We start from the raw sequence: 12118 nt of genomic DNA, 5'->3' as shown, positions 1-12118 counted from the left end.
AGCGCCTGTAGAAATCTGCCAAGTCAATCGGACTCACTGAGCTCCGCTTTCTGAAGCGCCTCCTTTATCGATTTTGCCTTCAATGCGACCAACGCACTTTGCAGGCGGCTCTCGATATCGGCAACGCTTTTGCCCTGAATCAAAGCGATTTCGGCAACGGTCCTGCCTCGAGCTATCCACCGAAGGCAGGTCTTTTCACGTGGCGCAAGCATCCGTTCCTTCATGACAAAAATCGCGTTCAGTTGGGCCGTGATCGGTGGCGGCTGTAGTGCCGAAGTCTCGTTTTGAAACCGAGGCAGCGATGCCCCCGAGAAAAGTGGCTGCCGCCGAGACCTGTGCGACGGCAGCCGAGGTGCCCCGGGAGGAGGCTGGGAGTTCGAAATCTCGTCTTCAGTATTCGCATGTTATGGTATAACATATCGCATAACCTAATTTGTGGAACTGAGTCGACTTTGCCTGTATCCAACTCGCCGGCGATGCTGAAATTGACGTCCTCTTGGGTTCAACTTCCTCAAGACTTCCAACACGTACCGAGTCTTATATTGCTACCGGTCGCAGCGATGTCGACGATTCGATCGTGGCTTGCCGCCTTGTCCAGCTTTCGAACTACCCATGAATTAACCTCCGGCCCCGATGCCGCGGCCGGTTATATCCTAGCGGGTTTGCTAGCGATCCAAGTTCAGGCGAACGTACGCCAAGTCTGCGGCCCTGCTCCAGGGGACCGCTGTTGGCGTCATCGGGCGTCGGCGCTGAGATTTCCGAGGTGATGACCAAGGCGCGCCTCGAAGTCAGGACCCACTTCGCCACGCCTTTGCGCGATTCGGGCTCCCCGCGCTTGGACAGTCGGCCAAGAGAACGCGTTGAGGAAAACGTCCTGCGTCTCCATCAGGTCCTCAGCGGAGGGCAGGGTTTTACGGTTGATCAGCCGCTTGGCCTCGGTGAGCGCAGGCTTGTCGAACGAGGCGATGCGCCGAGCGAAGTTGTCGACGAAGGCGTCGAGCTCATCATCGGGGAGTGCGCGGTTCACCCACCCGTATTTCGCTGCCGTTGCTGCGTCGAAATCGTCACTGCCGAGGACGATTTCGAGCGCCCTGGCCCGCCCGACGAGGAGTGGTAGGCGCTCGGTTGCGCCACCACCTGGGAAGACGCCTGCCCCGACTTCGATCTGAGCGAAGATCGCTCGCTCCAGGCTGGCAAAACGCATATCACACGCCAGAGCAATCTCAGAACCCCCGCCGCGAGTGCGACCCCGAATCGACGCGATGGTCACGACCGGGGAGGTGGTCAACCGTGTCGTGGCATCGATGAATGTCGGCAGACCACTCGGCCCCGGCGTAAGGGGAAAATCGCTAACCCGCGAGACGTCGTAGTGATTGACGAAGAAGTCCGGGTCAGCGCTATCGAACACAACCACCCGCAAGGTGTCATCGGACTCGATAAGACCGACGATCTGCTGCAGCTCCATTAGGGTCTCCGGATCGCACAAGTTAATCGGCGGGTTGTTGAAGGTCACCCGCCAGTATCCGGGCGCTGCCTCGGTGATCGTGAATTGGGTCAGTGGAGCACTCATTCAAAAGGTTCCTTCGTTTTAGGGCGTTGGGCACTGGAAGCGCCGGGCGCGCAGACCATCGGGTCGACATCAAAGAGGATGTCAGGCATCATCCTGAATGTCAACGACGCGATGGCATCGAGGCCCCCGGGCAACCGCTACGGCTGGTTGGAGAAGCGGAGCCGCTCAAACCAACTCGGCGTCTCGTTGACGTCGATAGAACCGTCGGTGGGAGGTGGGGGGGCGTTATGTTATAACATATCGCATAAGATAGCTTATGGAACTGGACGGTCATCTGGGAAGTGTTGCTTTTCTGAATGAGCCGAGCGCCTTCGAAGCCCGATTGTTCTTGCGCCTGTAGGGATCGGGCCGGAGCTAAAAAGCAACAAACAGCCTATTTTGACGCGTGCAACAGCCAATCTTACGAGCGAAGTCGCCATAGCATTGTCTTCCAAAGCAAATCTTTCACTCACTCACCCAGCTTCACTGCCGAAACGGCACTCTTTGGAACTGTCCGTTCCTTGATTAGCGAATCGACGCGGAAACTTTGGCGGATGCCCCAAGCCACACAGGACACTTGAAGGCTATGCAACCACCCGTGCAGCAGATCGGCTGGTCGCCGCCGTTAGTTTCCTGGCAGGATCGCCGGCAAAGGATATCAGTCCTGAACGGTCTGAGAGCCTTGGCAGGGTCATGGGCCAGATTCACACCACCCTTGCTCGCAAATCGAAGCGAAAAGCCGCATTATTACCCGCCGGTTCGATTCACGGCGCTCTCGATCACGACAATATCTTCTTTCTGGGGGATACGGTGTCCGCAGTTATCAATTTCAGGCTGCGTCACAACGACGTGCTTGTCTCGGAAATCGCTGATGTTCTGGTCGGGTGGGCACTGAATGCACAAGGCGAGATTGATCGCCAGCGCGCTCATGCGATTCTCAAGGGGTACCAGTCCGTCAGGGCATTGACCGGCGCTGAGAAAGCAGCTCTACCAGGCTTTGTACTTGCATCGGCTGCGCGGCATTATGCGGGGACCGGCCATAGGGAGCAACTGCCCGAGTTGGCCTCGTCAGCCTATAGGTCTATGACAGCGGATATAATCAATTAGACCCCGGTCCGTTTGCATCATGAAGTCCCTTGATCGTATCGATGAGCAATTATTAGCGGAGTTGAAGGCCAACTCTAAGATCTCACATGCGGATCTGTCGGCGAAGATCAATCTTTCGCGTAACGCCGTGCGGGTCCGGATCGAGCGGCTCGAACGGGACGGCTTCATCAAGGGTTATACGATTATCACAGGTGACGGCGACGCCAAGGACAACCTCACGACAGCATTGATGTTTGTCTACCGTCAAGACCGAATGCGTGGTGGGGACGTCATCAATTCACTTCGCAAGATACCTGAGGTTGTCGCCTGTGATGTCATGACAGGGGATTTTGACCTCCTCGTCCGTGTCGAGGCGGAAAAAGCCGATCGCATCAGGCAGATTTGGCAGCAGATTGCCGAAATGCCCGGCGTTCGCGATACATTGACTGCATTCGCCCTCTCTTCCATCATTCGAAAATAAGGCGTCTTGAGTCAGTCCCCTGTCGTGCTGACTTGCGATCGACGTCTGGCACGGTGACCCATGAAAAGCCCAAGACACCTTCCTCTTCCGACACTGCGGACTTTCGAAGCGTCCGCGCGCCACGGGAGCCTGACCAAAGCTGCCGATGAGCTTAGTTTGACGGACAGCGCCGTCAGCCATCAAATACGCCGGCTCGAAGACGCGCTTGGCTACGCGCTCTTCGTCAAGGCGGGACGTGGCCTTGTCCTGACCGATGCCGGTCGGGTTCTTGCGAGAACCGTCAACGAAGCACTTCAGGAAATATCCGACACTGCCTTGCGTCTTGCAGACTTGAAAGACGGTGGCGGCAAGTTGGAGATTGCATGTCCGCCAATGTTTGCAAACACGTGGCTGGCCAAAAATCTAGGGGACTTCTGCCGGGACTTTCCGTCCATCGAGTGCCACATCACGTTCATCGACAATAATCGCGTCCATGAAATCAAGGATACGGATGTCGGGATCGCATTCGGAAATGGAGGATGGCCAGATCGGTGGTCGGCGCCGTTGGACCAGGTCACTGTCGCACCTGTTTGTACGCCGCAACTGCTTGATGGAATTGGCGGACAGGGGGCCAAGCCGATCGACCTTTGCAAAACACTTCTATTGCATTGGGACGACGGCTCGGAATGGAGACGGTGGTTTGCAGAAGTCGACCTCCCCGGTTCAGACCAGAAAGCTCGCCACCTGTTCTGTAACGATCTCGGCATGGCGATTGGCCTGGCGGTGCACGGCGCCGGCGTGGCGCTGGTCAGCGACATGCTTGCCTCCCACGACCTTAAGCGAAATTCGCTCGTCAAACCCTTTCCCTTTGCCATCGACATATTCGGGGCCTGGCATGTCCTCTCCACTGACAGAAACCTCGCTCGACCAGCCGTGAGGTTATTTCTGCGCTGGCTTCTTCCACGCTTTGGCCGTGAGATTCTGCCTGAGACCGCGTAGTGCTGCGCCGACATTGACCTTAACCTTCAGCCGGAAAGACAGCTCTCGCCAGATACTTTTCCAAATTAGTCCGTTGTGTAATCCCTCGTGCAAGCTCGCGCGGCATCTCCACATGTCATTGATGACTTTGGATCACAGGTTTGCTTTCCAATAGCGTCATTCTTTGGAGAACTGACGGATGATTCATGACGTCATTTCATGTGACGGGTGAGGAATGGTCATTTGCGCGTTACAAAACTTTCAAACACTATGATCCCAATACAATAAAAAAAGTCCACGGAACATGAATACGCAAGGGAGGCGCAAGTCATGACACTTGCCGTCAAAGATATTCACAAATCATACGGGAAATTTGAAGTCCTGAAGGGCATTTCCCTCAAAGCAAACTCCGGCGACGTCATCAGTATCATTGGCGCCAGTGGATCGGGAAAGAGCACCTTCCTTCGCTGTATCAACTTTCTTGAGCGCCCGAATTCCGGCGAGATCACGGTTAGCGGGACGGCGCTCGAGACAAAGCTCGACCGTGACGGATATCTGCGGCCGACCAATCGCCGTCAGCTTCAGGCCATGCGCGCCAAGCTGGCCATGGTCTTCCAGAACTTCTGTCTCTGGTCGCACATGTCTGTGCTGTCGAATGTGATCGAAGCGCCAATGAGCGCGCTCGGTGTTTCGAGGTCCGAAGCCTGCGACCGCGCCAAGGAAAACCTCGCGAAGGTCGGTCTTGGCTTCGACGTTCTCGACAAATATCCAGCTCACCTCTCGGGTGGACAGCAGCAGCGCGTCGCAATCGCGAGGGCGCTCAGCGTTAACCCCGACGTCATGCTTTTCGACGAACCGACATCGGCCCTGGATCCCGAACTTGTTGGCGAGGTCCTGCGCGTCATGCAAGCTCTGGCGGAAGAGGGCCGTACGATGGTCGTCGTGACACATGAGATGGGCTTCGCGCGGCATGCCTCCAGCCGCGTCATGTATCTTCACCAGGGCCTCGTTGAAGAAGAAGGCACTCCGGAGGCGATCTTCAATTGCCCATCGAGCCCTCGGCTCCAACAGTTTCTGGCAGGTCGCCTGAAACACTGATCCATCTCTTGGGAGAGAGATGCGTCAGCGAAGTCCACAAAAACCCAACATCACCAGAGGTAAGAACAATGAGGATTCTCATCAATTCCGCATGCGCGCTCGTATTGGCCACGACCTTGCTCACGCCGGCGTTTGGCGCAGAGAAGGTTACGATTGCGACAGACGCAACCTTCCCGCCATTCGAATCCATTGACGCCGACGGCAAGCTGGTTGGCTTTGACATCGAATTGATGGAAGCGATCTGCAAAGAGGCTGAGCTCGACTGCAATATTATTGGAGCGGCCTGGGACGGAATGTTCCCTTCGCTCATCGAGGGCAAGTACGACGCGCTGATCTCACAGTTGACCGTCACCGAGAAGCGTCGGCAAGTTGTTGCCTTCAGCGAAATCTATGACCATCCGATCTTCCGCTTCGCTGCCCAAAAGGGAGCCGATATTACGATCACTCCCGAAGGTGTTTCTGGCAAGATCATTGCTGTCCAGACGGGAACGCCGATGGACGCCTATGTTACCGCCCACATGCCGGGCGCGACAATCAAGCGTTACGACTCCGGCAGCGCTCCGTTCCTCGATCTTGCGAACGGCCGAGCGGACCTGGTGCTCGGATACCAGGCACAGATCGTTCACAGCTTCCTTCAAAAACAAGATGGCAAGGATTTTGAACTGACTGGCCCGGAAATGACCGGCAAGGACGCCAAGGAGTTCGGCGAAGGCGTCGCGATCGCAATCGGCAAGAAAAACACCAAGCTTGTCGAAGGCGTCAACAAGGGGTTGGCAAAGGTCCGTGAAAACGGCACCCTGAAGACCTTGATGACCAAGTATTTCGGCGAGTAACAGCGATGATTACGGATTTTTCCGTGAGCATTCTGGTAGCAGGGTCGACGACCCTGCTGCTGGCGCTGTCCTCACTGGTGCTCGCGACGATCATTGGATTGGCTGCGGCCTTCGCCAAACTGTCCGACAACAGACTGCTCCGCCGGTCGGCAAACGTCTACACATTCGTCATCCGGGGTATCCCTGACCTCGTCTGGATGCTGCTTATATTTTACAGCCTCCCGTCTCTCCTCAATCAGGCCATGGCTTCACTTGGATGGGATGTTCATATTGAGTTTCCTCCGCTCGGTGCTGCGATCGGGACGCTTGGCCTCATCTTCGGCGCCTATATGACGGAGACTTTCCGCACCGCGCTCCTCAACATCCCAAAGGGGCAAATCGAGGCTGCAATGGCCTATGGTCTGCCAAGATCTCGCGTGTTCCTGGCCATCATACTTCCGCAGCTTACCCGTCTGGCCCTGCCCGGATTTACCAATAACTGGCTGGTTTTAGCCAAAGCCACCGCGCTCGCGTCCCTCATTGGACTGCATGACGTTATGTTCCGTGCCAAGGGCGCGGCAGAAGCGACGAGCATGCCGTTCACGTTCTTTCTCGTGGCGGCCGGGTTTTATCTGTCCCTGACCGTGTGCTCCATGCTCGTCCTGTCCGTCGTTGCGCGGCGGACCTCCGCTGGCGTGAAGGAGCTGACGTCATGAACTGGAACGTCATTGTCGAAAATGCCCCCCTCTATTTCGCCGGGATGAAGCTGACCCTGTTCCTTGCCTTCACGTCACTGGCGGTGTCCTTCCTCCTCGCCGTGCCAATGGCTTTCCTCGGGAACAGCAGTCGACGAGAAATTCGGTATGTGGTGAGCGCGTACACCCTGCTGTTTCGCGGCACGCCACTGCTTGTGCAGCTCTTTTTGATTTATTTCGGGTTGGCACAGTTCGGCGCGGTTCGACAGAGCTTCATCTGGCCCTGGCTCTCCAGTCCTCTTGTTTGCGTGCTTCTGGCTTTCATCATGAACACGACGGCCTATAGCACCGAGATTTTTGCTGGTGCCTTGAGAAGCATCCCGATCGGCGAGCTTGAGGCGGCGCGGGCCTTCGGATTGTCCAAGCGCAAACAAGCGATCCGTATTCTAGTCCCTGCCATGCTCACTCGATCGTTGCCCATATATGGCAATGAAATGATCATGATGCTGCACGCAACATCGCTGGCGAGCACAGTGACGCTGCTTGAAACCACCGGAGTAGCACGCCGGATTACACTCGACAACTACATCCAGTTCGAACCGTATGTCACCGCAGCCGGCATATACCTGACCATCACGTTCGTCATCATATCGGCGTTCCAAATCGTGCAACGGCGTTTCGCGGGCTACCTCGAACCCCGCAGCACCTAATTCCCAAGCCACGGATCAATCCCGCCGCCATAGCGGTCTAAGCAAGGAGATGAAAATGACTGAAAAGCCGAACCTCGGCGCTCTTTATGGCGCTGCATCCGAGGCCAAGACCTTCCTGGGCTTGGAAACGTGCACCTCGCTCAGCGAACTCAGTGCGCCGGTTGCAATTATCGGTGCGGCCGGCGCGACACCCTATGCATCGGTCGGCCCCTATTGCCGCAACGGACCGGACGCCCTGCGGCGCGCCACAAGTTCGCTGACTGCAAATGTTGATCGCCACGACTTCGATCATGGAGGAGCCGTCTTCCCTGCCAAGACAAACCGGCCAGTCGACTGTGGCAATCTTCCTTATGTCGATAATGACTCGGCCCAGAACAGAAAAGCGATTGGCGAGGCTATCGACACGATCCTCAGCCGTGGCGCGGTGCCCGTTCTTCTTGGTGGCGACGACTCCGTGCCAATCCCGATGTTGGAGGCACTCGGCCGCGATGGAAGCGGACGGAAATTCACCATCCTTCAGATCGATGCCCACATCGACTGGCGCGACGTCCATATGGGCGAAAGCTATGGTCTATCGTCGACCATGCGTCGCGCGTCGGAGATGTCTCACATTGAGCAAATTATTCAGGTCGGCGCACGTGGCATAGGCTCCGCCGCTACAACTGACTACGAAGACGCAGTGAAAAGCGGTGTGACCTTCGTAACGGCCTACGACTTTCACGAAAAGGGGGTTGGCGTTGTCACCGATCTCATTTCCGAGGGAAGTCATGTCGTGATCTGCATTGATGCCGACGCCTTCGACCCCTCCGTCGTCCCCGGCGTCATCGGACGATCGCCAGGCGGTCTCAGCTATTACCAGATGGTGGACCTCGTCAAAGGCGCAGCATCGAAGGGCAAGATCGCGGCCATGGATTTCGTCGAATACATGCCAGAGCGCGATGTCGACGACATCGGAGCTTTGAACGTTGCCCGCCTGATCACTACGGCACTTGGTGTCATCGTTCGCCAGACTGCCTGACCGGCTATCTCTTCTGAAGGAACCCAAATGTCCAGACCAGACAAGCACAAACTGTCATCGCTCGGATTCAACTCGCTCTCGGTCCATGCCGGCAATGAAGTCGACCAGACTTCAGGCGCGATACGAACCCCGATTGTCATGGCGAATTCATATGCTCTGCCCTACGATCCGTCGATGAAGGACTGGTCCGATACCACGAACCCTTCGTACACTCGAAATTCAGGCCATAACCAAATCTGCCTGCAGCGCAAGTTGGCCGCGATGGAGGGCGGCGAGGATGCAGCCGTATTTTCCACCGGCGTCGCTGCGTTACACGGGATTTTCTTCACGTTTCTCAAATCGGGCGATCATGTGATAGTCGGTGACGTGACCTACGAGGCCGTTTGGCGGCTGTTCGCAGAGCTTTTGCCCGAGCGGTACAATATCGAAGCCACGTTCGTAGACATGGGGGACATGGAGGCGGTCCGCGCCGCCGTTCGGTCCAACACCAAGCTGATCCACACGGAAACCATCGCAAACCCCACCACCAAGGTGGCGGATATCGCAACATTGGCCACAATCGCTAAGTCTGCCGGGGCGATGCTATCTGTCGACTCGACCTTCACTCCCCCACCCTTCTTCCGTCCGCTCGAACTGGGTGCAGACCTAGTCGTTCACTCCCTGACCAAATATATCAACGGTCACGGCGACGCGATGGGCGGCGTTGTGATCGGGGCGAAGGAGCTCGTGCATCACATCAAAGCGGATGCGCTCGTCGATCTCGGTGCAACGATTTCACCGTTCAACGCATGGCTGATCACTCGCGGTTCAGTAACGCTGCCGCTGCGACTGAAACAGCAGTTTTCGACAGCGGAGACTGTCGCGCATTACCTCAGCAAAGAGGATCGCCTCGCGTTCGTAACGTATCCAGGCCTTGAATCCCACAACCAGCACGAGCTTGCCAAAAGACAGTTTGGTGACAAAGGATACGGTGCGATGATGGCATTAGCCGTTCAAGGCGATCCCGAGACGCAAAATCGGTTCGTTGCCAATCTCACGCTTATCACTTCGGCAGTGTCACTCGGACATGATGAAACGCTGATAGTTCATGTCGGAGGGGGCGGTCGCGGTGGTTCGGAGAAATATCCAGAGAATTTCCGAAAATACGGCCATCTCCGGCTGTCGATCGGATTGGAAGATCCGGAAGACCTCATCGCGGACATCAAGAATGCTCTCGACCTCACGTTTCCGAGGTGAGGCCATGACGCGTCCACCTCTCCTTGTCCCTTTTTACTTTCCCGGCAGCCATAAAATTGAGACGGTTGCCGTGGAGTATACGCAGGTGCCGACTGCGCTCGAATGGGTGATCAGCGCCGTCAAGAAAATCTTTCATAGGTAGTTGAAAACGGGGCGCGACCGGTGGCTCTCAACTGGTCGTGACCCTCTGCACATTATTTAGATTTACTCAGTTTGCCATCGAGTGACCGTGCCAATGTCGTACAGAATCACCCATCGCCTGTTTGCCGAGGCCTTCGGGACTGCAACCCTCACTGCGGCGATCGTTGGCAGTGCTGTTATGGCTAGTCGGCTAACTGATAACCCTGCCGCGGCTCAGCTCTGCGTCGCCGTATCCTGCAGCGCGGTCCTATTCGTCATGCTTGAACTTCTGGCTCCCATCTCCGGGGGGCATTTCAATCCGGCAGTTAGTTTAGCGATGCTGATGCAAGGTGCCGTCCGGCGGCGCGAAGCGCTTGCCTACGTTTGTGCGCAGCTAGCTGGTGGCATATTGGGTATCGTTCTGGTCCATCTGATGTTCGAATTTCCGCCGATATCCATCGGCACACATGTCAGAAACGGCTACGCGCAGTGGCTTGCCGAGGCGGTTTCGACATTCGGCCTGGTATTTGCCATCCTGCAGGGCCTGAAGCTGCGCCCGCAGTCCGTGCCGGCCATTGTCGGTATATACGTTTTGTCTGTGACGTTGTTTGCTTCAACATCGTTTGCAAACCCCGCCACAACTGTCGCCAGAGCAATGACCGGCACACTTTCGGGCATACGCCCGGCCGACGTCCCGGCTTTCGTTGTTGCGCAACTTGGCGGGTGTCTTCTTGCTGTGGTTTTGATCCGATGGCTTACTTCGGAAACCCCCTCGGCCTCGCCTAACCGCGATTGATATCACAGGTCGATTGCGGCAGCCTGCCCTGCCACAACGTCAATCTCTGTTAGCCCGCGCTGGCGGCCGGAACGCTATGCGCTACGTTGTTTGAGGCACCACGAAATAATGGTTCGAGCCGTCGAAATTCCTGGGACACATAAGATGTGAACGCGCTGACACGCGCCGTCTTGCGGAGATCCTGATGAGTGACGACCCATAACCCGGTGGTCATACTGGCAAGTTCTGGGTGGTCCATCTTCAAGAGATTGCGAGCCGATGAACCGAGATAACAAGGAAGAACTGCGAAACCCTGTCCGCACTCTGCTGCCCTCTGCAATGATACGAGAGAATCAGCACGCAAAGAAATTGAGTTCTCCGGAATATTTTTATTCAACCAGCGTGAAATCCCCATGCCTGCAAGACTCATGTCAGGCACGATCCACCGATCGTACTCTGCCGGAGACTTTCCCGCGTTACGTTCGCTCAGTTCGCTTGTTCCGTAAATGGCAAAGTGCACATCCACCGCGCGTCGTCCGACCAGAGCATCGGGCGGGCTATCTCCGGTCCGCAAGGCAACGTCCGCGTCGCGCTGAGCGAGATCGGTCACGAAGCTGCCTGTGGTAAGAGCGACCTTTACGCCCGGATATAATTTACTGAACCCGGACAGAACCTGAGGTAGAACTGACCCCATCAAGGTGTCACATGTCGTTACCCGCAGCGTCCCTTCGAGTCGGTGATCCTTTCCTTTAAGCTTTCCCTCAAGTTGAGTGACGATATCCTGGATCTGCCGAGCAGATTGAAGGAGATCCTCGCCAGCTTCTGTGAGCGAGTGCCCATTCGCTATCCGCTCGAAGGCGCGAAAGCCGTTGGTTGATTCGAAAGACCCGATGCGGCGGAGCACTGTTGAGTGATTGACGCCCAGCGCCCGCGCTGCTCCCGCAATGGTGCGGTGTTCGGCGACTGCCAGAACATATTTCAGGTCATCCCAATTCCAATTGTGCATTTTTGCATTCCAAGAATGAATTTTTCAGGAGTTTTATCGCAAATACGCACGCCGTAAACAAACGTTTCCAGCTACGCACGGTGTGTAGCGTCTGAAATGGAGTTGACATGATTGACACCAAGCTTGCCCCATACGGCATTCTCTTGCTTCGCATACTCACGGGTGTGGCCTTGCTGGCGCACTCCCTTTATCTCAAGGTCTTCGTGCTTACGATGCCGGCGACCGTCGGGTTCTTTCAGTCGCTTGGCCTGCCCGGACCTCTGGCTTGGGCTATCCTGTTCATCGAGATCATCGCCGGAACGATGCTGATATTTGGCATCAAGCCCCGATTTGCCGCATTGGCTGGTGCGGTTGTCCTTCTCGGAGCCACCTGGGCCCACTCTGGCAACGGTTGGGAGTTCAGCAGCGCAGGCGGCGGATGGGAATATCCTTTCTTCTGGTGCCTCGCCCTTATCGCGATAGCTCTCATCGGAGACGGTGCGCACACGTTAGTACCTTCCTTCCGTCAGTCCTTGCCAAAGTAGTTCACATACGGCGCCCCTGACGGCGTGAGTATGATGCGACCATAGAGGAGC

At 56.3% G+C, this 12118-nt stretch carries 14 protein-coding genes; 11 read left to right on the top strand and 3 right to left on the bottom strand.

The features are described from left to right. Positions 1-23: 23 nt before the first annotated feature. A complete protein-coding gene (locus ACSQ3F_RS26140) occupies positions 24-224 on the bottom strand; it encodes a LuxR C-terminal-related transcriptional regulator (RefSeq protein ID WP_436103103.1) in 201 nt (66 codons plus the stop codon). A gap of 509 nt (positions 225-733) precedes the next feature. Beyond that, positions 734-1570 (bottom strand): enoyl-CoA hydratase/isomerase family protein, encoded by an 837-nt coding sequence (locus ACSQ3F_RS26135; protein WP_436103102.1) that lies wholly within the window; start codon positions 1568-1570, stop codon positions 734-736. A 672-nt stretch (positions 1571-2242) separates the two neighbouring features. Between ACSQ3F_RS26135 and ACSQ3F_RS26130 the strand changes: the two genes are divergently transcribed. The 10 genes from ACSQ3F_RS26130 to ACSQ3F_RS26085 all read left to right on the top strand — a co-directional run bounded on the left by ACSQ3F_RS26130 (position 2243) and on the right by ACSQ3F_RS26085 (position 10558). Further along, positions 2243-2656, top strand: a complete 414-nt coding sequence (locus tag ACSQ3F_RS26130) for a hypothetical protein (RefSeq protein WP_436103101.1) — start codon at positions 2243-2245, stop codon at positions 2654-2656. A gap of 19 nt (positions 2657-2675) precedes the next feature. After that, positions 2676-3116: an Lrp/AsnC family transcriptional regulator gene (locus ACSQ3F_RS26125; protein WP_436103100.1), complete on the top strand. Its 441-nt coding sequence runs from the start codon at positions 2676-2678 to the stop codon at positions 3114-3116. Between the two features lie 60 nt (positions 3117-3176). Further along, positions 3177-4094, top strand: coding sequence for a LysR substrate-binding domain-containing protein (locus ACSQ3F_RS26120; RefSeq protein ID WP_436103099.1), 918 nt, complete (start codon positions 3177-3179; stop codon positions 4092-4094). 309 nt (positions 4095-4403) lie between these two features. Further along, entirely contained in the window at positions 4404-5171 is a 768-nt protein-coding gene (locus tag ACSQ3F_RS26115) for an ABC transporter ATP-binding protein (protein WP_436103098.1), read from the top strand. 68 nt (positions 5172-5239) lie between these two features. After that, positions 5240-6004, top strand: a complete 765-nt coding sequence (locus ACSQ3F_RS26110) for a transporter substrate-binding domain-containing protein (protein WP_436103097.1) — start codon at positions 5240-5242, stop codon at positions 6002-6004. Between the two features lie 23 nt (positions 6005-6027). Continuing rightward, positions 6028-6699 carry an ABC transporter permease gene (locus tag ACSQ3F_RS26105; protein WP_436103096.1) on the top strand — a complete coding sequence of 224 codons (672 nt, stop codon included), beginning with the start codon at positions 6028-6030 and terminating at the stop codon, positions 6697-6699. After that, positions 6696-7388, top strand: coding sequence for an ABC transporter permease (locus ACSQ3F_RS26100; protein ID WP_436103095.1), 693 nt, complete (start codon positions 6696-6698; stop codon positions 7386-7388). Before ACSQ3F_RS26105 ends, ACSQ3F_RS26100 begins: the two co-directional genes overlap by 4 nt. Positions 7389-7443: 55 nt before the next feature. Further along, on the top strand, positions 7444-8406 hold the full coding sequence (locus ACSQ3F_RS26095; RefSeq protein ID WP_436103094.1) for an arginase family protein: 963 nt from the start codon (positions 7444-7446) through the stop codon (positions 8404-8406). A 27-nt stretch (positions 8407-8433) separates the two neighbouring features. Then, the gene (locus ACSQ3F_RS26090; RefSeq protein ID WP_436103093.1) at positions 8434-9642 is read left to right on the top strand and encodes a trans-sulfuration enzyme family protein; all 1209 of its coding nucleotides are present in this window, start codon (positions 8434-8436) and stop codon (positions 9640-9642) included. Positions 9643-9877: 235 nt separating this feature from the next. Further along, on the top strand, positions 9878-10558 hold the full coding sequence (locus tag ACSQ3F_RS26085; protein ID WP_436103092.1) for an aquaporin: 681 nt from the start codon (positions 9878-9880) through the stop codon (positions 10556-10558). A gap of 49 nt (positions 10559-10607) precedes the next feature. Here the strand turns inward: ACSQ3F_RS26085 and ACSQ3F_RS26080 are convergent, their stop codons facing one another. Beyond that, positions 10608-11543, bottom strand: coding sequence for a LysR family transcriptional regulator (locus tag ACSQ3F_RS26080; protein WP_436103091.1), 936 nt, complete (start codon positions 11541-11543; stop codon positions 10608-10610). 107 nt (positions 11544-11650) lie between these two features. Here ACSQ3F_RS26080 and ACSQ3F_RS26075 point away from each other — a divergent pair, with 107 nt between their 5' ends. After that, entirely contained in the window at positions 11651-12067 is a 417-nt protein-coding gene (locus ACSQ3F_RS26075) for a DoxX family protein (RefSeq protein ID WP_436103090.1), read from the top strand. The last annotated feature ends 51 nt before the right edge of the window (positions 12068-12118 follow it).

The organism is Pararhizobium sp. LjRoot238 (genome assembly GCF_964252955.1).
GTDB lineage: Bacteria > Pseudomonadota > Alphaproteobacteria > Rhizobiales > Rhizobiaceae > Pararhizobium.
This window is presented reverse-complemented; position numbering and strand designations above follow the sequence as displayed.